Source organism: Nocardioides sp. AN3 (genome assembly GCF_054653495.1).
The window spans coordinates 48,496-74,026 of record NZ_BAAIGC010000020.1 but is presented as its reverse complement, the minus strand read 5'-3'; the positions used below and the strand labels follow the sequence as shown (position 1 = coordinate 74,026).

24 protein-coding genes and 1 riboswitch are annotated in these 25,531 nt (G+C 68.4%); of the genes, 7 read left to right on the top strand and 17 right to left on the bottom strand.

The genetic code is table 11. The features are described from left to right. Positions 1 to 179: 179 nt before the first annotated feature. The 7 genes from ACYQ1K_RS19440 to ACYQ1K_RS19410 form a co-directional block, all read right to left on the bottom strand. On the bottom strand, positions 180 to 1,553 hold the full coding sequence (locus ACYQ1K_RS19440) for an L-serine ammonia-lyase (protein WP_459984914.1): 1,374 nt from the start codon (positions 1,551 to 1,553) through the stop codon (positions 180 to 182). Beyond that, on the bottom strand, positions 1,553 to 2,497 hold the full coding sequence (locus ACYQ1K_RS19435; protein WP_459984913.1) for a lipoyl synthase: 945 nt from the start codon (positions 2,495 to 2,497) through the stop codon (positions 1,553 to 1,555). The genes ACYQ1K_RS19440 and ACYQ1K_RS19435 overlap by 1 nt, the downstream gene beginning before the upstream one ends. Positions 2,498 to 2,508: 11 nt before the next feature. Continuing rightward, positions 2,509 to 3,780 (bottom strand): serine hydroxymethyltransferase, encoded by a 1,272-nt coding sequence (glyA, locus tag ACYQ1K_RS19430; protein ID WP_459984912.1) that lies wholly within the window; start codon positions 3,778 to 3,780, stop codon positions 2,509 to 2,511. A 1-nt stretch (position 3,781) separates the two neighbouring features. After that, positions 3,782 to 4,156 carry a glycine cleavage system protein GcvH gene (gene gcvH / locus ACYQ1K_RS19425; protein WP_459984911.1) on the bottom strand — a complete coding sequence of 125 codons (375 nt, stop codon included), beginning with the start codon at positions 4,154 to 4,156 and terminating at the stop codon, positions 3,782 to 3,784. A gap of 44 nt (positions 4,157 to 4,200) precedes the next feature. After that, on the bottom strand, positions 4,201 to 5,349 hold the full coding sequence (gcvT, locus tag ACYQ1K_RS19420) for a glycine cleavage system aminomethyltransferase GcvT (RefSeq protein WP_459984910.1): 1,149 nt from the start codon (positions 5,347 to 5,349) through the stop codon (positions 4,201 to 4,203). A gap of 7 nt (positions 5,350 to 5,356) precedes the next feature. Further along, positions 5,357 to 8,263 (bottom strand): aminomethyl-transferring glycine dehydrogenase, encoded by a 2,907-nt coding sequence (gene gcvP / locus ACYQ1K_RS19415; RefSeq protein WP_459984909.1) that lies wholly within the window; start codon positions 8,261 to 8,263, stop codon positions 5,357 to 5,359. A 154-nt stretch (positions 8,264 to 8,417) separates the two neighbouring features. Next, a riboswitch (glycine riboswitch) is annotated at positions 8,418 to 8,513 on the bottom strand. 220 nt (positions 8,514 to 8,733) lie between these two features. Then, positions 8,734 to 9,720 (bottom strand): LacI family DNA-binding transcriptional regulator, encoded by a 987-nt coding sequence (locus ACYQ1K_RS19410; protein WP_459984908.1) that lies wholly within the window; start codon positions 9,718 to 9,720, stop codon positions 8,734 to 8,736. Positions 9,721 to 9,876: 156 nt separating this feature from the next. Here ACYQ1K_RS19410 and ACYQ1K_RS19405 point away from each other — a divergent pair, with 156 nt between their 5' ends. From ACYQ1K_RS19405 to ACYQ1K_RS19385, 5 genes are read left to right on the top strand one after another with little or no spacing between them, the layout of a single operon-like run. Next, positions 9,877 to 10,956, top strand: coding sequence for a substrate-binding domain-containing protein (locus tag ACYQ1K_RS19405; protein WP_459984907.1), 1,080 nt, complete (start codon positions 9,877 to 9,879; stop codon positions 10,954 to 10,956). Between the two features lie 21 nt (positions 10,957 to 10,977). Beyond that, entirely contained in the window at positions 10,978 to 12,012 is a 1,035-nt protein-coding gene (locus ACYQ1K_RS19400) for an ABC transporter permease (RefSeq protein ID WP_459984906.1), read from the top strand. After that, on the top strand, positions 12,009 to 12,833 hold the full coding sequence (locus ACYQ1K_RS19395) for an ATP-binding cassette domain-containing protein (RefSeq protein WP_459984905.1): 825 nt from the start codon (positions 12,009 to 12,011) through the stop codon (positions 12,831 to 12,833). The genes ACYQ1K_RS19400 and ACYQ1K_RS19395 overlap by 4 nt, the downstream gene beginning before the upstream one ends. After that, complete coding sequence (locus ACYQ1K_RS19390) at positions 12,830 to 13,237, top strand: universal stress protein (protein ID WP_459984904.1); 408 nt, start codon at positions 12,830 to 12,832, stop codon at positions 13,235 to 13,237. Before ACYQ1K_RS19395 ends, ACYQ1K_RS19390 begins: the two co-directional genes overlap by 4 nt. Then, complete coding sequence (locus ACYQ1K_RS19385; RefSeq protein ID WP_459984903.1) at positions 13,234 to 14,178, top strand: carbohydrate kinase family protein; 945 nt, start codon at positions 13,234 to 13,236, stop codon at positions 14,176 to 14,178. Before ACYQ1K_RS19390 ends, ACYQ1K_RS19385 begins: the two co-directional genes overlap by 4 nt. Before the next feature lie 106 nt (positions 14,179 to 14,284). On the opposite strand, the gene ACYQ1K_RS19380 is transcribed toward ACYQ1K_RS19385, so the two are convergent. The 10 genes from ACYQ1K_RS19380 to ACYQ1K_RS19335 all read right to left on the bottom strand — a co-directional run bounded on the left by ACYQ1K_RS19380 (position 14,285) and on the right by ACYQ1K_RS19335 (position 23,478). Then, positions 14,285 to 16,219: an alpha-amylase family protein gene (locus ACYQ1K_RS19380; protein ID WP_459984902.1), complete on the bottom strand. Its 1,935-nt coding sequence runs from the start codon at positions 16,217 to 16,219 to the stop codon at positions 14,285 to 14,287. A 126-nt stretch (positions 16,220 to 16,345) separates the two neighbouring features. After that, positions 16,346 to 16,759: a type II toxin-antitoxin system VapC family toxin gene (locus ACYQ1K_RS19375; protein WP_459984901.1), complete on the bottom strand. Its 414-nt coding sequence runs from the start codon at positions 16,757 to 16,759 to the stop codon at positions 16,346 to 16,348. After that, entirely contained in the window at positions 16,756 to 17,022 is a 267-nt protein-coding gene (locus ACYQ1K_RS19370; RefSeq protein WP_459984900.1) for a hypothetical protein, read from the bottom strand. The genes ACYQ1K_RS19375 and ACYQ1K_RS19370 overlap by 4 nt, the downstream gene beginning before the upstream one ends. A 226-nt stretch (positions 17,023 to 17,248) precedes the next feature. Next, positions 17,249 to 18,589: an NAD-dependent succinate-semialdehyde dehydrogenase gene (locus tag ACYQ1K_RS19365; RefSeq protein WP_459984899.1), complete on the bottom strand. Its 1,341-nt coding sequence runs from the start codon at positions 18,587 to 18,589 to the stop codon at positions 17,249 to 17,251. Between the two features lie 104 nt (positions 18,590 to 18,693). Next, on the bottom strand, positions 18,694 to 19,530 hold the full coding sequence (locus ACYQ1K_RS19360) for an EamA family transporter (RefSeq protein WP_459984898.1): 837 nt from the start codon (positions 19,528 to 19,530) through the stop codon (positions 18,694 to 18,696). Between the two features lie 5 nt (positions 19,531 to 19,535). After that, a complete protein-coding gene (locus ACYQ1K_RS19355) occupies positions 19,536 to 20,033 on the bottom strand; it encodes a flavin reductase family protein (RefSeq protein ID WP_459984897.1) in 498 nt (165 codons plus the stop codon). A 66-nt stretch (positions 20,034 to 20,099) separates the two neighbouring features. Further along, complete coding sequence (locus ACYQ1K_RS19350) at positions 20,100 to 20,867, bottom strand: ABC transporter permease (protein ID WP_459984896.1); 768 nt, start codon at positions 20,865 to 20,867, stop codon at positions 20,100 to 20,102. Further along, the gene (locus ACYQ1K_RS19345; RefSeq protein ID WP_459984895.1) at positions 20,864 to 21,631 is read right to left on the bottom strand and encodes an ABC transporter permease; all 768 of its coding nucleotides are present in this window, start codon (positions 21,629 to 21,631) and stop codon (positions 20,864 to 20,866) included. The genes ACYQ1K_RS19350 and ACYQ1K_RS19345 overlap by 4 nt, the downstream gene beginning before the upstream one ends. Continuing rightward, positions 21,631 to 22,440: an ABC transporter ATP-binding protein gene (locus ACYQ1K_RS19340; protein ID WP_459984894.1), complete on the bottom strand. Its 810-nt coding sequence runs from the start codon at positions 22,438 to 22,440 to the stop codon at positions 21,631 to 21,633. The genes ACYQ1K_RS19345 and ACYQ1K_RS19340 overlap by 1 nt, the downstream gene beginning before the upstream one ends. 12 nt (positions 22,441 to 22,452) lie before the next feature. Further along, a complete protein-coding gene (locus ACYQ1K_RS19335; RefSeq protein ID WP_459984893.1) occupies positions 22,453 to 23,478 on the bottom strand; it encodes an ABC transporter substrate-binding protein in 1,026 nt (341 codons plus the stop codon). A 208-nt stretch (positions 23,479 to 23,686) separates the two neighbouring features. Here ACYQ1K_RS19335 and ACYQ1K_RS19330 point away from each other — a divergent pair, with 208 nt between their 5' ends. After that, positions 23,687 to 24,427 carry a GntR family transcriptional regulator gene (locus ACYQ1K_RS19330; protein WP_459984892.1) on the top strand — a complete coding sequence of 247 codons (741 nt, stop codon included), beginning with the start codon at positions 23,687 to 23,689 and terminating at the stop codon, positions 24,425 to 24,427. Positions 24,428 to 24,481: 54 nt separating this feature from the next. Next, entirely contained in the window at positions 24,482 to 25,420 is a 939-nt protein-coding gene (locus ACYQ1K_RS19325) for a hypothetical protein (protein ID WP_459984891.1), read from the top strand. Positions 25,421 to 25,531 lie beyond the last annotated feature (111 nt).

Sequence of the window (25,531 nt, the reverse complement as noted above, 5' to 3'; positions counted from 1 at the left end):
GGCGCCCCGGAAGGCGTTGTGCAGGTGGGCCAGATCGTCCGACGCGGCGAGCCCACCTGTGCGCTGGTGGGCCGGCAACTGGTCTGAACGGTCAGATTCCCGTGCCGAGAATCTGACGATTGAGACCAGTTGCGCTCGGCCGTCGCCACGAGATCGTTGACGTCGCCACCTCTGTCGCGTCAGCACTCGATGACGTTGACCGCCAGGCCGCCGCGCGAGGTCTCCTTGTACTTGATGTGCATGTCGCGACCGGTCTCGCGCATGGTCTTGATGGCCTTGTCGAGGCTGACCTTGTGCGAGCCGGTGCCGTTCATCGCCAGTCGCGCGGCGTTGATGGCTTTGACTGAGGCGATGGCGTTGCGTTCGATGCAGGGGATCTGGACGAGTCCGCCGACCGGGTCGCACGTCAAGCCCAGGTTGTGCTCGATGCCGACCTCGGCCGCGTTCTCCACCTGCTCGGGGGTGCCGCCGAGGACTTCGCACAGGCCCGCGGCCGCCATCGCACACGCTGACCCGACCTCGCCCTGGCAGCCGACCTCTGCCCCTGAGATCGAGGCGTTCTCCTTGATGATGATCCCGATGGCGGCTGCGGTCAGGAGGAACCGGATGATGCCGTCCTCGTCCGCTCCGTCGATGAAGTCGGCGTAGTAGTGCAGGACGGCGGGGATGATGCCCGCGGCGCCGTTGGTGGGGGCAGTGACGATGCGACCGCCCGACGCGTTCTCCTCATTGACGGCGAGGGCGTAGAGGTTGACCCAGTCCATCACGTCCAGAGGGTCTCGGTCGGGTGTGCGTTGAAGCAGGTCGCGATACAGCGCGGGCGCGCGGCGCTGGACCTTCAGTCCACCGGGCAGGACACCTTCGTGCGCATATCCGCTGCGGACGCAGTCGGTCATGACCTGCCACAGGCCGAGCAGGCCGGTCCGGACCTCCCACTCGGTCCTCCAGGCGAGCTCGTTCTGCATCATCACGTCGCTGATCGACATCTGCTTCCGCTCGCAGATCGACAACAGCTCCTCACCGCTGGCGAACGGGTAGGAGATCGGTGTCTCGTCCGCGACGATCCGGTCGGCACCGACGGCGTCCTCGTCGACGACGAACCCTCCTCCGACGGAGTAGTAGGTGCGCTCGCGCACCACCTCACCGTGGAGGCCATAGGCAGCGAACGTCATGCCGTTGGGGTGGGCCGGTAGGGACTTACGACGATGAAGCGTGAGGTCCGTGCCGAGATCGAACGCGATCGAGTGACGTCCTGCGAGCACCAACCTGCCCTCGTCCCGAGCGCGCTGGACGCGATCGTCTGCTTTGTCGGTGTCGACGGTCGAGGGCTCCTCCCCCTCCAGCCCGAGAATGACGGCACGGTCCGAACCGTGTCCGTGTCCGGTGGCGCCGAGGGAGCCGAACAGCTCGGCGCAGACCCGCGTGACGTGGTCCAACCGTCCGTCGGCGTCGAGCCCGTCGACGAACCTCTTGGCTGCTCTCATCGGCCCGACGGTGTGGGACGAAGAGGGGCCGATGCCGACGGAGTAGAGGTCGAAGACGCTGAGGGCCATCAGGCCGCCCGCCTTTCCAGCGCTTGTCGGTACAGGCGGCCGGCTCGGTACGACGAGCGCACCAGCGGGCCGGACATGACGCCGGAGAATCCGATCTGGGTGGCCTCGGCCTGCAGCTCGACGAACTCCTCCGGCTTGACCCACCGCTCCACCGGGTGGTGGCGGACGCTGGGTCGCAGATACTGCGTGATCGTGACCAGCTCACACCCCGCCGCATGCAGGTCGACCAGCGCCTGGGAGACCTCCGCGCGGGTCTCGCCCATGCCCAGGATCAGGTTGGACTTGGTGACCAGCCCGAAGTCCCGGGCCTGGGTGATCACCTCCAATGACCGCTCATAGCGGAACGCCGGCCGGATCCGCTTGAAGATCCGCGGCACCGTCTCCACATTGTGGGCCAGCACCTCCGGACGCGACTCGAACACCTCAGCCAACAGGTCCGGCCTGCCGTTGAAGTCGGGGATCAGGTTCTCCACCCCGGTCGCCCCGCCCTCCATGTCGGCAGTCAGGTCGTGGATCGCGCGGACCGTCTCGGCATACAACCAGGCCCCACCATCGGGCAGGTCGTCGCGGGCGACGCCGGTGATGGTGGCGTAGCGCAGCCCCATCGACCGCACCGACTCCGCCACCCGACGCGGCTCGTCACGGTCCAAAAGCTGCGGCTTGCCGGTGTCGATCTGGCAGAAGTCACAGCGCCGGGTGCACTGGTCGCCACCGATCAGGAAGGTGGCCTCCCGGTCCTCCCAGCACTCGAAGATGTTGGGACAGCCCGCCTCCTGGCAGACCGTGTGGAGACCTTCGGACTTCACCAGGCTCTGCAGGTGCCTGTATTCCGGGCCCATCTTCGCCCGGGTCTTGATCCACTCCGGCTTCAGTTCGATCGGAGTCTCCGCGTTGCGGACCTCGAGCCGGAGCAGCTTGCGACCTTCGACGATGCCGGCGCTCACCTCGGGAGTCCTCACAGGTCCGGGTAGAGCGGATGCGCGGCGGCCAGCGTCGCGATCCGCTCGCGGAGCTTGGCGGCCACGCCGTCGTCGTAGGACGGCTTGAGCGCCTGCGCGATCACCTCGGCGACCTCGGCGAACGCCTCCGCGCCGAACCCGCGGGTCGCCAGCGCGGGCGTGCCGATCCGCAGCCCGGAGGTGACCATGGGCGGGCGCGGGTCGAAGGGCACCGCGTTGCGGTTGACGGTGATCCCGATCGAGTGCAGCCGGTCCTCGGCCTGCTGGCCGTCGAGCTCGGAGGCACGCAGGTCGACCAGCACCAGGTGCACCTCGGTCCCACCCGTCAGCACCGCCACGCCCGCCTCGACCACGTCGGGCTGAATCAGCCGCTCAGCAAGGAGGCGGGCACCTTCCAGAGTCCGCTGCTGGCGGCCCTGGAACTCCGGCGAGGCAGCCATCTTGAAGGCCACCGCCTTGGCGGCGATGACGTGCTCGAGCGGCCCACCCTGCTGGCCCGGGAAGACGGCCGAGTTGATCTTCTTCGCCAGGTCGGCCCGGTTAGTGAGGATCACCCCGCCGCGCGGCCCACCCAGCGTCTTGTGGGTCGTCGTGGTCACCACGTCGGCGTGCGGAACCGGGCTCGGGTGCAGCCCGGTCGCGACCAGGCCGGCGAAGTGCGCCATGTCGACCATGAGGGAGGCGCCGACGAGGTCGGCGATCCGGCGGAACTCGGCGAAGTCCAGCTGACGTGGGTACGCCGACCAGCCGGCGATGATCAGCTTCGGCTTGTGCTCGCGGGCGAGTCGTTCGACCTCGGCCATGTCGACCCGGAAGTCCACCGGGTCCACGTGGTAGGCGACCACGTCGTAGAACTTGCCGGAGAAGTTGACCCGCATCCCGTGGGTCAGATGGCCGCCGTGGGCCAGGTCGAGGCCGAGGATCGTGTCGCCGGGGTCGAGCAGCGCGAACATCGCCGCGGCGTTGGCCTGGGCGCCCGAATGGGGCTGCACGTTGGCGAACTCGGCACCGAACAGCTCCTTCACCCGCTCGATGGCCAGCTGCTCGATCACGTCGACGTGCTCGCAGCCCCCGTAGTAGCGGCGTCCCGGGTAGCCCTCGGCGTACTTGTTCGTCAGCACCGAGCCCTGGGCCTCCATCACGGCGACGGGGGCGAAGTTCTCCGAGGCGATCATCTCCAGGGTGCCCTGCTGGCGCGCCAGCTCAGCGTGGATCGCCGCATCGACCTCCGGATCGAAGCGGGCCAGGGAGTCGTTGAGGACTGTCATGTCACTCAGCGCCGATCAGGGCCTGGTAGGCGGTGGAGTCGAGGCCCTCGAGCGTGCCGGTGATCGTCATCCGGAACAGCCAGCCACGGCCGAACGGCTCGAGGTTGACCAGACTCGGGTCGTCCACGGCCTCCTTGTTGATCTCGGTGACCTCGCCGTTGGCAGGGGCGAACAGGTCGCTGACCGACTTGGTGGACTCGATCTCGCCGCACGCCTCGCCTGCAGTGAGCGTCGCACCGAGCTGAGGAAGGTCGAGGTAGACGACGTCTCCCAAGGCGTCGGCGGCATAGGCGGTCACACCGACGGTGGCGATGTCGCCATCGATGAGCAGCCATTCATGCTCGGCGGTGTAGGTGAGGTCGGCGGGAATCGTCATGGCATGGTCTCCTGGCTCTGTTTCGGAAGGTCAGATCTGGGCGTTCAGTGCTGGGGTCGGCGGTAGAAGGGCAGGGCGACGACCTCGGCGGCGACGCGAGCGCCGCGGATGTCGACGGTGAGGGTGGTCCCCGGAGCGGCGTACGAGGTCGCCACATACGCGAGTGCGATCGGGTGGCCGAGGGTGGGCGAGGGCGCGCCACTGGTGATCTCCCCCACGGGCTCGCCGGTCTCCTCCAGGACGGCGTACCCGGCTCGTGGCGAGCGTGGCGAGGCCGTGACCAGGCCGACGAGCAGCCGGTCGGGTCCTTGTGCGGCACGGGCGGCCAACGCCTCCCGCCCGACGAACCCGCCGTGTTTGTTCAGGGGCTTGTCCAGGGCTTTGTCGAAGGCGACGACACGCCCGAGGCCCGCCTCGAAGGGGGTCAGGTCGGTGGTGAGCTCGTGGCCGTAGAGCGGCATGCCCGCCTCCAGGCGGAGGGTGTCGCGGCAGGCGAGCCCGGCCGGCAGCAGGCCGTGCGGTAGGCCGGCGGCTTCGAGCGCCTCCCAGATCCCGACGGCGTGCTCGGGTCGGCAGTAGATCTCGAAGCCGTCCTCGCCGGTGTAGCCGGTGCGGGCCATCAGAATCTCGACGCCGGCCAGCGTGCACGGCGCTCCGGCGTAGTACTTCAGCTCCGTGAGCGGGAAGTCGGTGAGAGCGGCCACGATGTCGGGCGAACTCGGCCCTTGGACGGCGATGAGAGCCCACTCGTCACGAGCATCACGCACCTCGACGTCGAACCCGCCCGCGCGCTCCTCGAACGCGCGAAGCACGACCTCGGCATTGCTGGCGTTGGCGACCACCAGGAAGGAGTCCTCGGCCAGGCGGTAGGTGACCAGGTCGTCGATGATGCCGCCGGACCCGTCGCACATCATCGAGTACTTCGCCTTCCCGACCGCGATGGTCGAGAGCTTGCCGACCAGCGCGTAGTCCAGCAGGGAGGCAGCATCGGGCCCGACGATCTCGATCTCGCCCATGTGGCACAGGTCGAACAGTCCGGCCGCCTTCCGGACCGCGTGGTGCTCGGCGAGGTCGGAGGTGTAGCGCACCGGCATGTTCCAGCCACCGAAGTCGGTGAAGGAAGCGCCCAGACGTTCGTGGACGGCGTGGAGCGGAGTGGTCTTGGGAAGTGTCTTGGACAGGTTCTCAGTCATGGGTGGCTCAGTTCTCGAAGGCGGACGGGTCGGGGCAGCTGCAGACCAGGTTGCGGTCGCCGTAGCCCTGGTCGATGCGGCCCACAGGCGGCCAGTACTTGTCCCCGGTGACGCCGCAGGGGAAGACGGCCTGCTCGCGGGTGTAGGGCCGGTCCCACTCACCGGCCAGAACGGCGGCGGTGTGGGGCGCATGCCGCAGGGCGCTGTCCTCGACGGCGACCTGGCCGCGGGCGATCTGGTCGATCTCGGCGCGGATGGCGATCATGGCGTCGATGAACCTGTCCAGCTCGCGCAGGTCCTCGCTCTCGGTCGGCTCCACCATCAAGGTCCCCGCCACCGGGAAGCTCATCGTCGGGGCGTGGAAGCCGTAGTCGACCAGCCGTTTGGCGATGTCGTCGACCGTCACGCCGGTCGCGGCGGTCAGCGGCCGCACGTCGAGGATGCACTCGTGGGCGACCAGACCCTCCGCGCCGGTGAACAGGATCGGGTAGCTGTCCGCCAGCCGGCTGGCGACATAGTTGGCGGTGAGAACGGCGACCTTGGTGGCCTGGGTGAGCCCGTCCGCGCCCATCATCCGGATGTAGGCCCACGGGATCGGCAGAATGCCGGCTGACCCGTACGGCGCGGCGCTGACCGCACCGATCCCCCCACGACGGTCCGCGTCGGGGTGGTTCACGTGCGTGGGCAGGTAGGGCACCAGGTGCTCGGCGACCGCCACCGGCCCGACCCCCGGGCCCCCGCCACCGTGCGGGATGCAGAAGGTCTTGTGCAGATTCAGATGGGAGACATCGCCGCCGAACTGCCCCGGTTTGGCGACACCGAGCAGAGCATTGAGATTCGCGCCGTCGACATAGACCTGTCCCCCATGCTGGTGGACGAGGTCGCACAGGGCGATGATGCCCTCCTCATAGACGCCGTGGGTGGAGGGGTAGGTGACCATCACCGCTGCCAGGTCCTTCGCGTGTGCCTCACACTTGGCCTGCAGATCCTCGAGGTCGATGGTGCCGTCCTCGTTCGAGGCCACCACCACCACCCGCATGCCCGCCATCACCGCCGACGCGGCGTTGGTGCCATGCGCACTGGACGGGATCAGACACACCTCACGCTGCCCCTGACCACGGTCCACCTGATAGGCGCGGATCGCCAACAGCCCGGCCAGCTCGCCCTGGGAGCCGGCGTTCGGCTGGATCGAGACCGCCGCATACCCGGTCACCTCGGCCAACCAGGACTCCAGCTGCCCGATCAGCTCCAGGTAGCCCGCCGCGTGCTCGCGCGGCGCGAACGGGTGCAGGTCGGCGAACCCGGCCAGCGAGACAGCCTCCATCTCGGTGGTCGCGTTCAGCTTCATCGTGCAAGACCCGAGCGGGATCATCCCCCGGTCCAGGGCGAAGTCCCGGTCGGACAGCTTCCGCAGATAGCGCAGCATCGCGGTCTCGGACCGGTGCTCATGAAAGACCGGGTGAGTCAGGAACACACTGGTCCGGCGCAGACGCTTCGGGATCCCCCCGACCGGGCCCTCCTTCGCAACCTGCCGGCCACCCGGCCCCCCACCCGCAGCCCCGGCAGCCCCGGCCCCGGCAGCCCCGACCGACTCGAAGACCTCGAAGACCGACCGGACGTCCTCCCGAGTCGTCACCTCAGAGCAGGCCACCCCGACGTGGTCCTCATCGACCAGCCGGAGCAGGATGCCCCGCTCTCGGGCCGCATCGACCACCACCGCCGCGCCGCCAGGCACGTGGACCACGAACGTGTCGAAGAACGACCGGCTGACCACCCGGTAGCCGATCGCCCACAACGCAGCGGCGAGCTTGTTGGCGTGCAGGTGGATCCGCTCGGCGATCCGAGTCAGCCCCTCGGGGCCGTGGTAGACGGCGTACATGCTCGCCACCACGGCGAGCAGGACCTGGGCGGTGCAGATGTTCGAGGTCGCCCGGTCACGACGGATGTGCTGCTCGCGGGTCTGCAACGCCAGCCGGTAGGCAGGCCGCCCGCTGGAGTCGACCGACACCGAGACCAACCGGCCCGGCAGGTGACGCTCCAGACCGGTACGCACCGCGATGTAGCCCGCATGCGGCCCGCCGTAGAACAACGGCACCCCGAACCGCTGCGTCGACCCGACCGCGATATCAGCCCCCAGCTCCCCTGGCGAGGTCAGCAGCGTGAGCGCGAGGAGATCAGCCGCGATCGTGACGAAAGCCCCGCAGGCGTGGGCGGCCTCGACGACCGGCGCCAGATCACGGACCTCCCCGGACGAGCCCGGATAGGAGGCCACGATCCCGCAGAAGTCGCCATCCGGCAGCGCAGCGGCCAGGTCGACCAGGCGGACCTCGATGCCGACCGCGGCGGCGCGGGTCCGCACCACATCGATGGTCTGCGGGTGGGTGTCGGCGTCGACGAGCACCCGGTTCGACGTCGACCTCGCGGCACGCCGCATGATCCCGATCGCCTCCGCCACCGCTGTGGCCTCGTCCAGGAGCGACGCGTTCGCAGTCGGCAGACCACTCAGATCACCGACCATGGTCTGGAAGTTCAGCAACGCCTCGAGACGGCCCTGACTGATCTCAGGCTGGTACGGCGTATAGGCCGTGTACCACGCCGGGCTCTCGAGCACATTGCGGCGGATCACCGCCGGCGTGATGGTCGGGTAGTAGCCGAGCCCGATCATCGGGGTCGCGACCGTGTTGCGCGCCGCGAGTGCGCCGAGCTCGCCGGCGGCCTCGCGCTCTGTCGCCGGCGCGGGGAGGTCGAGGTCGCCGGCCATGCGGATGCCGACCGGAACGGCGGCATCCACCAGTGCGTCCAGGCTCTCGTAGCCAACGGTCTTGAGCATGCGAAGCTGGTCATCCCCATCGGCGCCGATGTGGCGGCCGACGAAGGTGTCGCGCGTGGTTGATGGGTCGAGCGGATCGCTCATGAGGGAGGCTCCCAGGTGTCGAGGGACCGCGCGATGACGGCCCCGTAGAGGGGTGACCTCCCCGCTCTGTCATCGATGCCTGAGAGCTTCACCGTCACCTCGACGGCTTGCACCTTTGGCGCAGGACGCACAGGTCCTGACTTTCCAGAGTCGCCTCACCGGAGCGGTAGCTGGGCCTGAGAGATTCTGGGGAGTGTTGCTCCTTCGGCGCCCAGTCGCGTTGCGACCGGGACTCTCCCGCTTCGGCTTGTGCGGCGCACTGTTCAGTTGTGACTCCGTTCGGGACCAGTGGGCCCGCGGTGCCGGAAAGATAGCGTCGATTCGAGCCCCTTCACAAGACCTTGCCGCGACTTCGGAAATTCCTGTCGCGTAGGCAACGGGCCTTTACTCGTTGAGATGTCGTGGACTTTGTAGGCTCTACGACTGACGTCGCCGCCGCGGCTGGACCCGGTCACAAAGCCCGAGGCCTATCAGCCCCGGTCGACCAACCTGGTCGGAACGATGACCGTCCGGGGAGGGCGCACACTTCCGTTCATCCGCTCGAAGAGGAGGTCGCAGACGGCACGACCGACGGCGGCGACATCCTGTTGCACGACCGTGACGGGAGGCTCGACCAGGTCGGAGAGCGGGAAGTCGTCGAACCCGACGATCGCGAGGGGCGGGTCAGGGTGGGCACGAACGGCTCGCAGCGCTCCGACCGAGAGCTCGTTGCGCGCGGTGAAGACAGCCGTCGGCGGAGCGTCGAGGCGAAGCAGCTCGGAGATGGCCTGCGATGCGGCATCGGCCGACGTCACATCACCCACGAGCAGGCGTTCGTCGACCTCGACGCCGGCCCGGGCCAGCGCGTCGAGGTAGCCACGCCGACGCTCGCGAGCCGTCCAGAGGAAGGACCGGTCGGTGAGGCAGGCGATCCGCCGGTGACCGCGGTCGAGCAGATAGCTGGTGGCCGCGAGCGCGCCGTCATGGTTGTCCACGAGGACGGTGTCGACAGCGACGCCAGCCGCGGGCCGGTCGACGGCGACCACGGGCAGGCCGGCGTGGATCTCCGCCGTCAGGTAGGTCTGGTCGTCGCTGGCAGGCATCAAGACCAATCCGTCCACGCGGCGGGTGACCAGCTCGAGCACCTGGTTGCGCTCGCGCTCCTGACTGTCGTCCAGACTCGAGGCGATGACGGCCACGCCGTCCGCACGCGCACGGTCGTCGATGGCACGGAGCAGCGCGGCGGCGAACTCGTTGCTGAGGTCGTGGAGGATGACGCCGATGGTCTGCGTGCGCACTCCGCGGCGCAGGTTGCTGGCGGCGAGGTTGTGTCGGTAGTCGAGCTGCTCAGCAGCGCGTCGGACACGCTCGACCACCTCGGGCGAGACGTTCGGCTCGCCGTTGATGACACGCGAGACGGTCTTCAGCGCGACACCGGCAAGCGCGGCGACGTCTGTCATGGTGGCTCGCTTCCGCATCGCCGATCTCCTGTCTGACAACGATGTCTCGGCACAGCATAGCCATTCGGATGTGACGCTTGACACAGGGCGGAATCGTGTGGCGTACTGTCCTATGACAACGTTGTCATGCCGTCTTCCGAGGCAGACGACGCCGACCAGAGAGGCCACGCCCCCATGACGACCACCACCTTCGTTCGCCGCGCAGCAGCAGCCGGCATCGCCGTGCTCGCGACCTCCACGCTCGTTGCGTGTGGCGGCTCCGACTCCGGGTCAGGCAGCGGCGGCAAGGTCTCCGTCGCCCTGATCACCAAGGACTCGATCAATCCGTTCTTCGTGGCCATGCAGGAGGGTGCGAAGAAGGCCGCCAAGGCCGACGGCGTGAAGCTGTCGGTCGGGGCGGGCAAGGAGGACGGCGACGAGGAAGGCCAGATCACGCTCATCGAGAACGCGATCGCCGCCGGTGACGACGGCATCCTCATCACCCCGAACGGGCCCGGTGTGAACTCCGCGATCAAGAAGGCCCGCGACGCCGGGCTCTACGTGATCGCGCTCGACACCCCGCCCGACCCCGCCGACACCGTGGACATCACCTTCGCGACCGACAACTTCAAGGCCGGCGAGCTCATCGGCAAGTGGGCCGGCCAGAAGCTGAAGGGGCAGGACCTCACGATCGCCCTCCTGGATCTGTTCAACGACAAGGTCGTCTCGGTCGACTACAACCGAGACCAGGGCTTCCTCACCGGGCTCGGCATCGACGTCAAGGACAAGACCAAGAACGGCGACGAGGCCAAGACCGGGACCTACAGCGGCGGCAACTACACCATCGCCTGCAACGAGCCCACCAACGGGGCCCAGCCCGACGGCAAGAGCGCCATGGAGCGCTCCCTGCAGAAGAACCCGAACATCAACCTCGTCTACTCCATCAACGAGCCCGCCGGCATCGGCGCGAGCGAGGCACTCGGCGCCGCGGGCAAGAAGGCCACGATCGTCTCGGTCGACGGAGGCTGCCTCGGTGTGAGCAAGGTCAAGGACGGCACGCTCGCGGCGACCTCGCAGCAGTATCCGCTGAAGATGGCCCAGCTCGGTGTCGACGCCATCGCCAAGGTCGCCAAGGGCGGCGCGAAGCCGCAGACCACCCAGGGCCTGGACTTCTTCGACACCGGAGCCCAGCTCGTGACCGACCAGCCTGTCGACGGCGTCGACAGCATCAACACCGATGAGGCCAGCAAGATCTGCTGGGGCTCGGTCGGCTGACGACGAGAGGGAGAACCACTCATGTCCACCACCATGTCCCATCAGCCGGCGACGGCGGCCGAGACCTTCGCGGCTCGGCGTCGCTCCCCGCTCCAGATGGTGCAGCACGTGCTGCACTCCCATCCGACGATCAGCCCCCTGCTCGTGCTCATCGTCTCCTTCATCGTGTTCGCCTCGATCAACTCGCGGTTCTCCAGCCCGCAGTCCCTCTCGCTGGTCCTGCAGCAGGTCGCCGTCGTCGCGGCGCTCGCCATCGGGCAGACGCTCATCATCCTGACCGCCGGCATCGACCTGTCGGTGGGAGCGCTCACCATCCTGGCCATGATGGTGATGGCGAAGCTGTCGGCCGAGCAGGGCTGGCCTGGCTGGCTCGCCCTGCTGGCCGGCTTCGCGGTCGGCACTCTCGGCGGCCTCCTCAACGGCGTGCTGGTCACGCGGTTCAAGCTGCCGCCGTTCATCGTCACCCTCGGCACCCTCAGCATCTTCACCGCGCTCGGCCTGCTGTACTCCAACGCCCAGAGCATCCAGGGGTCGTCCATGCCGGCCCTCCTCAACTGGACCGGCAAGACGTTCCGCATCGGCCAGTTCGACATCACCACCGGAGTCGTCCTGGTGGCGGTCATGTACGTCATTGCCGCCTTCGTCCTCGGACAGACGGCCTGGGGCCGGCACGTGTACGCCGTCGGGGACGACCCGGAGGCGTCGCGACTGGCCGGCATCCGCGTCAGCCGCGTGCTGCTCTCGGTCTACGTCACCGCCGGGCTGATCTTCGGCGTCACCGCCTGGATCCTCATCGGCCGTGCCGGATCGGCGAGCCCGAACGCGTTGACCGACGCCAACCTGGAGAGCATCACCGCCGTCGTCATCGGTGGCACCAGCCTCTTCGGAGGCCGGGGCCTCGTCATCGGCTCGCTCATCGGCGCCCTCATCGTCGGCGTCTTCCGAAGCGGCCTCTCGCTCGCAGGCGTCGACGACCAGTACCGGGTCCTGGCCATCGGCATCCTCGTCATCGCCGCCGTCGCGGTCGACCAGTGGATCAGGAAGGTGCGGGCATGACCAGCGAGATCATCCAGGAGCCGGGCACGGCAGCGGACCGTCGTACCCCTGTCCTCGAGGCCCGCTCCCTGGTCAAGACCTTCGGGCGCGTCGTCGGCCTCGACGGTGTCGACCTGTCGCTCTATCCCGGCGAGGTGCTGGCCATCATCGGGGACAACGGGGCCGGCAAGTCGACGCTCATCAAGTGCCTCACCGGCGCCTACGTGCCCGACGCGGGCGACCTCCTGCTCGACGGGAAGCCGGTCTCGTTCCGACGGCCGCAGGACGCCCGAGAGGCTGGGATCGAGACCGTGTACCAGACCCTGGCGGTCGCTCCGGCGCTCGACATCACCAGCAACCTCTTCCTCGGCCGGGAGTTCCGCCGCAAGGGCGCCCTCGGGTCGGTGCTGCGGATGCTCGACAAGCGCGGGATGCGCGAGAGCGCCGAGAAGTCGGTCGCCGATCTGGGCATCGGCACCATCCAGAACATGGGCCAGGCGGTGGAGACGCTGTCCGGCGGGCAGCGTCAGGCCGTCGCGGTGGCCCGCGCCGCTGCCTTCGCGACCAAGCTCGTCATCCTCGATGAGCCGACCGCCGCCCTCGGCGTGAAGGAGACCGGCCAGGTCCTCAAGCTCATCCAGGAGGTCAAGAACCGCGGACTTCCGGTGATCCTGATCAGCCACAACATGCCGAACGTCTTCGAGGTCGCCGACCGCATCCAGATCCAGCGGCTCGGCAGGTCCGCAGGCGTCATCACGCCGCAGTCCCACACGATGTCGGAGGCCGTCGCGATCATGACCGGTGCCACCACGCTGGCGGAGACCCCGGGGCGGCAGTCATGACGGTGGTGGTCGGCTACGTGCCGACGCCCACCGGCCTCGCGGCCCTCGACGCCGCGATCGACGCTGCCCGGAGCTCGGACGCGAGGCTCGTCGTGGTCAACACCGGCCACGACGGGAACTACAACCACCCCGACTTCGCGACCGCGGCCGAGCTCGACGCGATCGACGAGCAGCTCACCCAGCTCGGGATCCGGCATGAGATCGCCCAGGCGACCAACGGCAGATCTGCTGCCGATGAGATCCTCCTCGCCGAGCGCACCTACTCGGCCACGTTGATCGTGATCGGTGTCCGTCGACGCTCCCCCGTCGGCAAGCTGTTGACCGGAAGCACCTCCCAGGTGGTGCTCCTGGAGGCCGACTGCCCGGTGCTCGCTGTCAAGGCGCCTCGGCAGGCCACGTCGTGACGGACTGTGATCGGAGAGCGCTCGTCATCGGCGAGGCCCTGGTCGACATCGTCCACGATCGCTCCGGTGCGGTGAGCGAGCATGCGGGCGGCAGCCCGGCCAACGTCGCGGTCGGGCTGGCCCGGCTCGGGCGCCCGACGAGCCTGCTCACCGACATCGGGGACGATCGGTACGGCGACCTCGTCGCCCGCCATCTGCGCACCGAGCACGTGGATCTGATGTTCCCCCAGCGGCCGGGCACTCCCACGTCGACCGCGACCGCGACCATCGGCTCTGACGGCAGCGCCTCCTACTCCTTCGACCTGCGCTGGCAGCCAGCACTGCCGTTGGAGACGCCCCATGCGTGCGTGGTCCACACCGGTTCGCTCGGTGCCGTCCTGGCACCTGGCGCCTCGGTGGTCCTCGACGTGCTGGAACGGCTCTCGCCCACCGCGACGATCTCCTACGACCTGAACATCCGGCCAGCCGTCATGGGGAGCTCCCGGACGCTGTGGGAGCGCGTCGAACGTGTCATCGACCTGGCAGACGTGGTGAAGGCCTCGGACGAGGACCTCGCCCACCTGATGCCGGACGTGTCGGTCACCGACGCTGCCCGCCGCCTCCTCGACCGTGGCCCCGCGGCCGTCATCGTCACCCGCGGCGGCGCAGGTGCTGTCTGCATCACGCGCGATGGGCTTGCCACAGTTCCCGCGCCTCGGGTCGCCGTTGCCGACACCATCGGCGCCGGCGACTCCTTCTGCGCCGGAGTCATCGACCGGCTCTGGACCCTCGGCGTCCTCGGATCCGACGGCCGGGACGGGCTGCGATCGATGGACGCGGTCCGGTGGACCGACGTCCTCACCTACGCCGCGACCGTCGCTGCCATCGCCGTCAGCCGGCCCGGCGCGAATCCACCCACCCGGGCCGAGCTCCAGGAGCGCGCCGACCTCGAGCTGGTCTGACCCGAAGCTGCCGTCCGCGGCCCAGATGCGTACGCCGGCCCTGGCAGGAACCGTCCCCAGGGCCGGCGTACCAGTGCTCGGACATCCAGTGCTGGTAGGCAAGCGCTCACTGCGTCGGGTCGTCGACGACCCACCAGGCGGCGTACGGCGGCAGCCAGATCATCCCGTCCTCGCCGGTCGCCACCGGATAGCCGCTGAGCGCCTCGTACGGCGAGGCGAGTCCGGCATCGTGGAGACGGTGCATCGGGAAGGGTCGATGCTCTGCCGTGACGTTGTAGAGGCCGACCATCGGCCCGCTCGCGTGCGCGCGCAGGACAGCCAGCACCCCGTCGTCGGTGTCCGGCAGCACCTCGCTGGGCGCTGATCCGTGCAGTTGCGGGAGGCTCGACCGCACCCGGGCCAGGTGCGCCATCCCCTGGAAGACCTTGCCGGGCGCCGTCCGCAGGTCCGCCCTGGAGTCGGCCCGAGACCAGTCCAGCCGCGGCCGGTGAGCCCAGCGGTTGTCGGACTCGTGCCCCGGTTCGGCGTCCCAGTGCTCGTCATTCGGCTGGGCCAACTCGTCGCCGCTCCACACGACGGGGACGCCTCCCCATCCGGCGATCAGCGCGTGCACGAGGAAGAAGCGGGCGAGCCCGGCTTCGTTCGCGTCGTTGGCGTTCGCCTCACTCTCCTCGCTCTCGAGCCCGACCAACGCGGCAGCCGTGCCGCTGATGCGCTTGTCGCCGGTCTCCTCGTTGTGCTGGAAGACCAGACCGTGGGCCCAGGAGCCGGGGTGCTGTCCGGCGTACCACTCGGCCAGGAAGTGCCGATGGCCCGCACCGGTGAGGCCGACGGCGGCGGCGTCGCGGTCATCGACCGCCCAGCCGATGTCGTCGTGACACCGGGCGTAGGTGATCCAGGTCCCCGTGGTGGGCTTGGGCGGGAGGGCGGCGAGCGCCTGCCGCGCGAGCACCGTGTCGCCCGAGGCGAGCATCGACCACGCCTGGACCATGAGGCTGTTGTGGTAGGCCAGGTCGCTCACCCGCCCGGTGTGCGGCCCGACGCCGAGGTACTGCACCAGGTCGCGGGGACCGACGATCGCCTCCGCCTTGAACGCGAGGGCCGGACACGCGATCCGGGCGACAGCGCGCAACGCCTGAGTGATGCCGTGGACCTCCGGCTGGTTCTGGCAGTCCGTTCCCAGCCGCTTCCACAGGAAGGCGATCGCATCCAGCCGCAGCACCTCCACGCCGAGATTGGCGAGGAAGAGCACGACGTCAACCAGCTCTGCCACCACATCAGGGTTGGACCAGTCGAGGTCCCACTGCCAGGCGTTGAAGGTCGTCCACACCCAGCCGGACAGGTCGGCGTCCCAGGTGAAGCTCCCCGGGGCGAAGTCAGGGAACACCTCGGGCAGGGTCGCCTCGAAGGCATCCGGCTCGGACCGGTCGGGGTAGATGTGGAAGTAGGCCCGATACTTCTCATCGCCCTGTCGCGCGGCCTGTGCCCACTCGTGCTCGCGGGCGACGTGGTTGAGGACCAGGTCGAGCACGAGACTGACCCCACGTTCACGCAGCGCCCCGGCCAAGGCGCGTAGGTCCTCGACCGTGCCCAGGTCAGGCCGCACGGAGCGGTAGTCCGCCACGGCGTAGCCACCGTCGTTGTCACCTGGACGCGGCTGGAGGAGCGGCATCAGGTGGAGGTAGGTGACCCCCAGCTGCTGCAGGTAGTCGAGCCGTCGCTCGACGCCGGCGAGATCGTCGGCGAACCGTTCGGCGTAGCAGGCATACCCGAACATCCGGGGCTGCTGGAGCCAGTCGGGCTCGAGCAGTCGACGCTCGTCGAGCTCGAGCAGATCGGCCTCGCGCACGGCGTAGGCCTGTGCCGCCTGCGTCAGCAGTCGACCGGCGAGCGCCTCAGGGTCCGGATAGGCCGTCGCCAGGCCGTCACACAGGTCAGCCCACCACCGCTCGGTGCGCAACCGGAACGTCGTACGGCGCTCATCGCTCAGGTCCGCCAACAACGTGCTGCACAGCTCGGCGACGACGTCCGCAACTCCCACGGCCGCTATTCAAGTCCAAGTCACCGTCGAACGCACGGAGCGACCTCCGACTCCACCCGCCTCGCCCCGCGTGCTCTCATGTCCCCGGATTCGGTGATGCGGGGACCACGGCGACCGGCACTACCGTCAGGAATCGCTGGACGTGCCTTGAGGGACGTCGGGCCACGTGACGATATTGAGTCCGAGATTCGCAGCTTCGCGACGCAGGCGGTCATCGAAGGTCGCCACGGCCCCGCCGGTCTGCTGGGCGGTGAGCAGGACGCAGCAGTCGGGCATCTTCAAACCGGTCCGCGCGCGGATGTCGGCGAGCTGCACGGCGGCCTGCGGCGGCATCGGGACCTCCTGGACGCCGATCTGCTGGACGGCCTCGGCGACCTCCTCCAAGCGGCCGGCTCTGGCGGGGGCGACCAGGACCTCGGCGAGGTTGAGGGGGCCGATCCACAGGTCGGTGGTGCTTGCCAGGTGGGCGGTCGCGGTGGCGTGGTGTTCGTCGTGCGCGGCGAAGTGTGCGATGAGCACGCTGGCGTCGAGGACGCTCACTCGGGCCAGTCCTGTCGCAGGTCGTCCAGGTAGCCCCCGGGATAGAGGTCGCCGAACGCGCCGGCCGTCTCTAGCACCGCCTGGCGGCGCGGGTCAGGGATCCGCCCCTCCCGACGCAGGGCGACCAGGCCTGTCTCGACCAGGTGCAGGAGCAGCACGCGTGGGTTCTCCTTGTCCTCGGGCCACTGCTCGGCGGCGACGCGCAACGCCTCATGGATCTGGTCGGTCTCCGTGATCGCGTAACGGGGGCGCGCGGTCGGCATACCCGAAGTGTAACACCGGCGCGATTCGGTGCTACACCTCTGGGCGCGACGCTCCCACCCGGCGGACTTCCGCACGCGGTACGCAGTCTCGAGAGCCTCCCGCTCCGTTCAAACGGCCGCGGTGCGTCCACCAGTCGGGAAACCGTCGCATGCGTCCTCGGTGGACCGACCAGCGCTCTGAGACCGATCGCACAGACCGACGGGCGAGCCGCAGTAGGCGACCATCTCAGGCGAGCGTACGAATGACCTTCTTGTTGACGAACTCGTCGATGCCGAGGCGGCCGAGCTCGCGGCCGAAGCCGGACCGCTTGATACCGCCGAACGGAAGCTCCACCCCCTCGGCACCGACCCCGTTGATGAACACCATGCCGGCCTCGATCCGGTCGGCGACCCGAGCCGCCTGGTCTGGGTCTGTGGTGAAGACGTAGGAGCCGAGGCCGTAAGGGGGGTCGTTGGCGACTTCGATCGCCTCGGCCTCATCACGAACCTTGAAGATCATCGCGACCGGGCCGAAGAGCTCTGCTCTATACGCGCTGTTGCTGCGGCAGACGCCGGTGAGCACTCCTGGCGGGTAGTGCGCGCCGTCGCGCTGACCGGCCGACACCAGCGTCGCGCCTTCGGCGACAGCTTGGGCAACCTGCTCCTCAAGCCGCTCGGCCGCCGCGAGCGAGGAGAGTGGGGCCGGGCTGATGGCAAGGACGCTGCGCGTGAACGTGGCGACGAAGTCGTCATAGCGGTCCTCTTGCACGATGATGCGCTTTGCCGCGTTGCAGGCTTGGCCCATGTTCTCCATCCGCGCGGCGAGTGCAGCTTCCACGGTCGCATCGAGGTCGTCGACGTTGAGGACGAGGAACGGGTCCGAGCCACCGAGCTCCAGCACGACCTTCTTGAGATGGCGTCCAGCCATCTGGGCGACGGCGGACCCGGCTCGCTCCGAGCCGGTGAGGGAGATGCCTTGAACCCGTGAGTCGCCGATGATCTGCGCAACCTGCCCGTTGCTCACGTAGAGGTTGGTGTAGGCGCCTTCGGGGTATCCGGCTTCGAGGAAGACCTCCTGCAGCAACGCTGCCGACTGCGGGCATTGGGGCGCGTGCTTGAGGAGGACGGTGTTGCCGAGCGCGAGGTTGGGTCCGGCGAAGCGGGCGACCTGATACACCGGATAGTTCCAGGGCATGATGCCCAGAAGTACGCCGACAGGCTGACGGCGAATCAGTGCGCTGCCCTCCCCCTCCCGCAAGTTGATGGGTTCGTCGGCCAGGAACGTCTCCGCATTCTCCGCGTAGTACGCGTAGATCGAGGCACTGAAGTCGACCTCAGCGAGCGCCTCGTGGATCGGCTTCCCCATCTCCTCGTTCATGGCCGTGGCGAGGGCGATGCGGCGCTCGGTGTGCATCTTGGCGACCCGGCCGATGAGCATCGCCCGGTCGGTGACGCCGCTGGCGCGACTCCAGGAGAGGAACGCATGCTGCGCGGCGGCGATCGCCGCATCCACCTGCTCGTCGGTCTGGGTGGGATAGGTGCGGAGCAGCTGCCCGGTCGCAGGGTTGGTCACGTGGTACTGCGTCACGTGGAGAGCCTCTTCGTTGTCAATGGGCCGATAGGAGGGGGGAGAGAACGCGGGAAGGGTGTGCTGGGAGCGGGTCGAGCGCCAGGTGGAGCCGTGAGCCACCGTCACCCGCTGGCGATCGCGATGAGGACCACCCCGGACAACAACAGCCCGAGGGCCTGCAGCCGGGTCATGCGTTCCCGGAGCACGGTGAGGGCCAGGAGCACGGTGACCGCTGGATACAAGGCGGCGACGACCGAGACGACGACGAGTGGACCTGACCGGACGGCGAGGACGAAGCTGCCGAGCCCCGTCACCATGATCGGTCCGATGGCTGCGGCCGCCCAGCCTGCCCGATCGTCGGGCAGCCAGTGTTCACTACGGAGCCGGGCGGCTGCCGACACGGACACGACGGCTGTGAGGGAACCCATGGCCAGGGGCAGCGGACCAGCGTGGCCCGACAACCCGGTGAGCACCGCCAGACTGCCACCGAGTCCGAGGCCCGCGAACGCGCCGTCGAGAATGCCGCGATGGGTTGAGCCGGGTCCGGAGACCGAGGACAGCGCCACGATCGCCGGCCCCGCAAGTAGGAGCGCCAGGAGCATGGTCATGGTGAGTCGCTCGCCGCGCAGCAGCCCGGCCGCGGCCGGCACTGCAGCGGCGCCGATCGCGGAGAGCGGTGCCACCACGGCGGCACGACCTCGGGACAGGCCGCGGAAGAGGAAGATGCTTCCGGCACCCGCGAGCACTCCGGAGCCGGCGGCCACGAACCAGTCGGTGACCTGTGGTGTCCCCGGATGGGTCAGGGCGATGACGCCGAACCCCAGGGCCGCTGTGCCCTGCGACATCACGGCCGTGGTGAACGGTCCTGTTCGCCTCGCGACCAGGCCGCCGAGAAAGTCAGCGATCCCCGCTGCGAGAGCGGAGACCAGGGCCAGTATCAGCGCCTGGGCGCCGACCACGTCGGTCAGCTGGCCGGTTCGAGCCGGCGGAACTTGCTTCGGTGGAACACCAACGGCTCACCACCTTCGTTCATCGTGATGTCCTTGATCTCCAGCACGACGATGGCGTGATCCCCCGCCACCACGGTCTGGTGGATCTGCGCGGTGATCCATAGGTCGGTGCCAGCCACGAAGACGGCGTCGTCGTTCGTGGTCACGGTCTCGACGTCTGCGAAGCGATCCCCCTCCGTCATCGCCAGCGAGCGTGCCACCAGGTCGTGGGCCTCGCCCAGGACACTGATTCCGAGCCGCGGCGCACGACCGAGCCGCTGCCACGTTCGTGAGGTGCGTTGGACGCACACCGAGACGAGCGGCGGGTCGAGCGATACGGGCACGAAGGTGCTCAGCGCCATCCCGACGTACTCCCCATCGACGCGTGCGCACAGTGCGACGACACCTGAGGGCACTGTCGAGAACAGTCTCCGCAGCATCCGCCCGTCGAGCTTGGTCAGGTGGTTGGTCATGGGACTTGATCCTTCTGTTTCGGTCCCGGCTCGGGCCGGAACTCGTCGTGGGGACCAGCGAGCTGGTCAGGAGCGGCTCGGCGTGGTCGTGGTCTCCGCGGGCAGGGCTCGCTCGAGAGCGGCGAACAGTGCGTAGGCGGCGACTCCGACCACCATGACGACGAGCACGACGCCCCACATCAGCGGCACCTCGAGCCTGGTCTGCGCATCCTGGATCAGGAATCCGAGCCCCTTCTGTGCACCGACGTACTCGGCGGCGAGGGCTGCCAGGACGGCGGTCGCTGCACCGAGCTTGAGGGCGGCCATGAACATCGGGAGCGCGGCCGGTGCAAGAGCGAGGGTGATCTCCTGCCGCTTGGTCGCCTTGAGTGAGTAGAGCAGCTCGCGGACCTCGCGCGGGCAGGACTCGAAGCCCTTGGCCAGGCTGACGAGGGTGATGGGGAAGGTGATGAAGGCTCCCAGCAGCGCTTTCGACAGGAGACCGGGGCCGAGCCACAGGATGAGGATGGGTGCCACCGCGATGATGGGCATCGCTTGGAGAGCGAGGAGCATGGGGAAGAACAGCTCGCGGAGCTGTCGCACGTAGAGGAAGAGGATCGCCACCGCTACGGCTGCCACGTTGCCCAACACCAGCCCCAGGCCGGCCTCGGCGAGCGTCGTCCAGGTGTTGGCGACGATCGTCGAGAGGTTGTTCACGAGCGCCGTGGCTACCGCGGTGGGCGAGGGCGCGACGAAGGGGCTGACGTCTAGGGCCACGACCGCGGCCTGCCAGGCCAGCACGATGGCGAGGAGGACTGACGCCGGTGGCCAGATGGATCTGATCGTCGACTTCACAGTGACTTCCCTTCGATCGCGGCCCACGGGAACAAGACTGACTCGATGAGCGAGAGCAGACCGAGGAGAGCCAGGGTCATCACGACGGCTGTCATCACGGCGGCCCACATGACGTCGATCCGGAAGCTGTAGCCGGCGAACTGCACCAGGTAGCCAAGACCGCTTGTGCCTGAGATCCACTCGGCGACGATTGCCTGGATCACGCAGGTGGAGACGGCGAGCTTGAGGGCGGCCATCAGGTAGGGGACGGCTGCGAACGCCTGCACCTTGCGCAGTCGCTGCCCCGCGGATGCGTTGAGGCTGTGCATCAGCTCGTCGGACAGCGCATCGGTGCGGCTGAGCCCGTTGACCAGGTAGAGGGCTGTCACGATGAAGGAGGCGACGGCGGCGACGGCGATGCGGGGGCCGAGCCCGTCGCCGAAAGCGACGACGAGGATCGGGATGACGCCGATGATCGGGCAGGCGCTGAGCATGACGACGAGCGGGTGCCACGCGCGGTGCAGGACGTGGGAGTAGGCCATGGCAAGGGCGGCCGCGGCGGCGAGGATCGCTCCGACGAGCAGCCCCGCGATCGAGGTGCCGAGTGTCACGGAGGCGTGATGCAGGATCGTGGACTCATGGTCGGTGAAGGCCCGCACGACGTCCGTCGGTGGCGGAAGCACGTAGACCTTCACCAGCCCGAGGCCGGAGACCGTCTGCCATGCCACGCCGACGAGGACGACGGCGAGGACGAACCGGCCGGCTTGGCCGAGACGCTCGCTCATCAGGCTTCGTCCATCAGCTTGTGCCGCAGGACGCCCTCGATCTCGGCGAACTTCGGATGGTCCCGCATCGCGGACGTACGCCGACGGCCGAACGGGATCTGTTCGGTGTGGAAGATCGTTCCGGGGCGGCTCGACATCACTGCGACGGTGTCGGAGAGGATGATCGCCTCGGAGATGGAGTGGGTGACCAGCACCAGAGCGGCGCCGGTCTCCTCGAGGATGCGCAGGACCTCGAAGTTGAGGCGCTCTCGGGTGAGCTCGTCGAGCGCACCGAACGGCTCGTCCATCAAGAGCAGGTTCGGTCGAAGGGTGAGGGCACGCGCGATCGCTGCGCGCTGTTTCATGCCGCCGGAGAGCTCGTGGGGGTAGGCACGCTCGAAGCCGGCGAGGCCGACCAGGTCGATGACCTCGTCGACGCGCTGTTCACGTTCCCGCCTGGCGACGCCGGCCACCTCGAGTCCGAGGCCGACGTTCTCGCGAAGCCGGCGCCAGGGCAGCATCGCGGCCTGTTGTGACACCAGTGCGAACTCGCGTTGGGCGCGCGCCTGTGCCGGGGTCTTGCCGCTGAGCAGGGCCGTGCCCGCGGTTGGCTGGATGATGTCGGCCAGCACCCGCAGCAAGGTGGACTTGCCACATCCGGAAGGGCCCAAGAGCGCCATCCAGGAGCCGTTGGGCAGCTCGAGGTTGCAGTCGTGCACGGCATTCGTCACCTGGCCGCGGCGCCTGTAGGTGACGGCGACGTCGTGCAAGGAGATGGCCGCTTGCTCGGCGGTGAGCGCGGTGCGCGGTTCGTTCAGCGTTTCGCTCATCCTCGTGCCTCCTCAGCGCTTCGGGGTCTCGGCTGCAGCGGTCAGGTCGTCCAGCAGGGGCGCCGGGTCGACGACCTTCGTGGTGAGCCCCTCCTTGGCGGCCACCTCCGAGGTCTGCGTCCAGGCGGCCGGGTCCAGTGCGAGGAGGCCGTGTGCCGCAGTCCACTTCCCCGTCATGTAGGGAACCTGTGCGGTGGCCTGGTACTTCTGCTGGCTCAGGTCGAGGCCCGTCGCGAACTGCTTCTGCACCATGTACGACGCCGCCTTCTGCGGGTCGTCGAGGAACGTCGACCATGCGTCCGCAGTCGCCTTGACCCAGGCCACGAGATCGCTGCGCCGCTTCTCCAGCGTCTTGCGCGTGACCACATAGACGTTGCCCTGAGCCGGGAAGCCCATGTCGGCCAGCGTGATGACGTTCACCTTGACGCCTTGGGACTCGATCGCGCGCGGCTCGTTGAAGGCGTACGTCGCGAAGATGCAGTCCACCTTCCCCGCGATGATCGTCGACACATCCGCATTGCCGATCGGGACCACGTCGAGCTGGGAAGGCTTGGTGCCGGCCGCGTGTGCCAGCAGCGACAGGTACGGGCGAGAGTAGGTCTTCAGCCCGATTCGGTGACCAGCGAGCTGGCTCATGGACGTGACGCCCGAGTCCTGCCGGCAGATCATCGCCAACGGGGCCTCTTGGAACTCCGTGGCGATCGCGACGAGGTCGGCGCCCTTCTCGACGGCCTGGAGCAGGTCGGGTGCGTCCATGACGCCGATGTCGATTCGTCCCGCTTGCAGGAGGGTGGCGGGGTGGGTGTCGCTCCCGGGCTGGACCGTGACGGACAGCCCGGCCTTCTTGTAGAGACCGCTTGCCTCGGCGTAGTAGGGCCCGTAGTGCTCGACCGTGCCGATGTAACTGAGGCCGACGGTCAGCGACGTTCCCGGATCACTGCTCGATCCGTTGGCGGTGGCGGAGCAGGCGCTTGCAGCCGCGACTCCGGCCAGGGCGATCGCTGCGGCGACGAGGCGCCTCAATCGCAGAGTCTTCATGGATGGTGCCTTCCTGACACGAGAGTCCTGCTGTTCCGCGGTGGATCAGCTTCGTGCATGGGACGCTACACGTCAGACAAGTGCTTGCCTAGTCTTGTCTGACAAGTCGGGAACATTTTCCTTTGAACCCTCGAGACCGGACACTCGCCGGGAGCGCAACCGGCGATTGAGCGGGCCGGTGACGCTCGATGGTTCTATGCTCGACGACATGTCTGATGAGAACTCGACTTCGCCCGGCGACAAGCAGGCGCCACTGAGCAGTCGACTGGAAGCGCTGTGGCAGCGTGCGGCGGTGGCGGGTGAGCTGCTGCCCGGGGAGCCAGCGCTCGCCGAGGAGCTGACTGCGAGCAGACCGGCCTTGCGCGAAGCACTGGTGCGACTCGAGGAGCGTGGCTACATCACCCGCCGTCAAGGCGCGGACACTGCGATCAACCGAGCCCTCCTCGACATTCCTGCGCGCCTGGACGAGAAGGTCGAGAACGGCCGCCTCATCACCGCGATGGGCAAAGAAGCGAAGGTCGACCTGCTCGAGCTCCGCTGGACCACGGCCACCTCGAAGGAGGTCGCCGAGTACGGCCTTGTCGAGGGTCAAGAGGTCTTGCGGACCAAGAAGGTATGGCTCGCCGATGAGGTCCCGGTCATCCTCGCCAACGACGCGATCCCGCTGCGGGCGAAGAACCTGAGCAAGTCGGACGTCGACGCCCGGCTCTCGGTCTTCGAGCTGTGTGAGCTGCTCGGCAACCCGGCGGCGAACTGGGAGACGGTCTGGCTGGGCGCGAGGGTGCTCGGCGAGGACGCAGGAGTGATGAGAGGCGAGCCCGGCGACCCCGTCCTGTCCCTGGACGTCACCGGCATCACGAAGTCCGGCAGCGTTGGCTACTGGGCAGCAGAGCGTCACAGATCCGAGGCGTTCCGCTACGCGATGATCCGATCCATGGCACGACGCTGATACGATCCCTTCACTTGTCAGTCAAGTGGACTGACCAGAGTGGAAGTGGAACCGATGAAGAACTCCGTACTGCCCGCGCCTTCCGGCGCAGTCATGGGTGCGCAGGACATGGGCGCGATCGCCGCGTTCCTCGGCGTGTTCGGCGGACAGCCGAGGCGGTTGCCAGTGCTGTCCCCGGAGGCGAGCGAGCACCTCTACGGCATCAGTGGCCCATCGGAGCAGCTGCTGATCGAGGAGCCCGGCTCCGCTGGCACGATCAGGGTCGTGCAGACGCCGCATGCGGCGCTGCCCTTCGTCCCGTTGCAGGAGGGCCCGTACGGTGTGGACTACTACAGTCGCGACCTCGAGCTCTCGCTCAGCATGCTCGCAGCTGCCGGTGGGACCACCACCTCACGGCTCGTGGGATACACCGGCGACCCGGCATTCCACGCCCCCGAGGAGACCGGCCATATCACCCACGAGCTCATGGTCATCGGGCCCGAGGAGCTGCGCCTGTTCTTGACCGATGTCCGCCGCACGACCAACCCTTGGCCCACGCTGCTGTCCACCGACAGTGCCCGCACACATTCCGAGCTGCTGCAGGTCGTCTGGGTCGTCGGCGACATCGAGCTCGAGCTGAGGTTCTGGCGCGATGAGGTCGGCATGATTGTCGTGCTGGACGAGGTGCCGGAGCTTGACGAGATGCAGGCCCTCATGTTCACGCCACGCAACTCGCCGCTGCGCTGCGTGCACGTCACCGATGCGGTCGGCCATCACAAGATCGAGCTGCTCTCCTATCCCGAGGAGACGCTGACACCGTATCCGCACGACCAGCTTCGCGGCGGCTTGAAGAGCGTTGCGTTCGACGTTCATGATCTCGCGGCGACGATGCGGGCGCTGCCGAGTGCGACCTTCGCTCCGGTCGTCACCGCCGACCGGGGCCGTGGCCCTCAGCGGGTCGTCGCCGGACGCTCTCCGAGCGGCTCCGTCTGCTTCGAGCTCTGGGAGGTGTAGCGGCCGTCGCCGGGTGCTCGTTGAGCACCCGGCGACGTAGGCTGAGATGTCTGATGGGTCGGTCGGTTCGGCGAGGCCAGAGGCCGTCCACGCGCTGCTGGGATCCCGTCC

Bases quoted from the DNA above. Each gene is read 5' to 3' on its own strand.
- ACYQ1K_RS19335 (WP_459984893.1), bottom strand. From the start codon at position 23,478: ATGAAGACTCTGCGATTGAGGCGCCTCGTCGCCGCAGCGATCGCCCTG.
- ACYQ1K_RS19370 (WP_459984900.1), bottom strand. From the start codon at position 17,022: ATGCCGACCGCGCGCCCCCGTTACGCGATCACGGAGACCGACCAGATC.
- gcvP (WP_459984909.1), bottom strand. From the start codon at position 8,263: ATGAGCGATCCGCTCGACCCATCAACCACGCGCGACACCTTCGTCGGC.
- gcvH (WP_459984911.1), bottom strand. From the start codon at position 4,156: ATGACGATTCCCGCCGACCTCACCTACACCGCCGAGCATGAATGGCTG.
- ACYQ1K_RS19405 (WP_459984907.1), top strand. From the start codon at position 9,877: ATGACGACCACCACCTTCGTTCGCCGCGCAGCAGCAGCCGGCATCGCC.
- ACYQ1K_RS19355 (WP_459984897.1), bottom strand. From the start codon at position 20,033: ATGACCAACCACCTGACCAAGCTCGACGGGCGGATGCTGCGGAGACTG.
- ACYQ1K_RS19440 (WP_459984914.1), bottom strand. From the start codon at position 1,553: ATGGCCCTCAGCGTCTTCGACCTCTACTCCGTCGGCATCGGCCCCTCT.
- ACYQ1K_RS19395 (WP_459984905.1), top strand. From the start codon at position 12,009: ATGACCAGCGAGATCATCCAGGAGCCGGGCACGGCAGCGGACCGTCGT.
- ACYQ1K_RS19345 (WP_459984895.1), bottom strand. From the start codon at position 21,631: ATGAGCGAGCGTCTCGGCCAAGCCGGCCGGTTCGTCCTCGCCGTCGTC.
- ACYQ1K_RS19400 (WP_459984906.1), top strand. From the start codon at position 10,978: ATGTCCACCACCATGTCCCATCAGCCGGCGACGGCGGCCGAGACCTTC.
- ACYQ1K_RS19330 (WP_459984892.1), top strand. From the start codon at position 23,687: ATGTCTGATGAGAACTCGACTTCGCCCGGCGACAAGCAGGCGCCACTG.
- ACYQ1K_RS19410 (WP_459984908.1), bottom strand. From the start codon at position 9,720: ATGCGGAAGCGAGCCACCATGACAGACGTCGCCGCGCTTGCCGGTGTC.
- ACYQ1K_RS19340 (WP_459984894.1), bottom strand. From the start codon at position 22,440: ATGAGCGAAACGCTGAACGAACCGCGCACCGCGCTCACCGCCGAGCAA.
- glyA (WP_459984912.1), bottom strand. From the start codon at position 3,780: ATGACAGTCCTCAACGACTCCCTGGCCCGCTTCGATCCGGAGGTCGAT.
- ACYQ1K_RS19325 (WP_459984891.1), top strand. From the start codon at position 24,482: ATGAAGAACTCCGTACTGCCCGCGCCTTCCGGCGCAGTCATGGGTGCG.
- gcvT (WP_459984910.1), bottom strand. From the start codon at position 5,349: ATGACTGAGAACCTGTCCAAGACACTTCCCAAGACCACTCCGCTCCAC.
- ACYQ1K_RS19390 (WP_459984904.1), top strand. From the start codon at position 12,830: ATGACGGTGGTGGTCGGCTACGTGCCGACGCCCACCGGCCTCGCGGCC.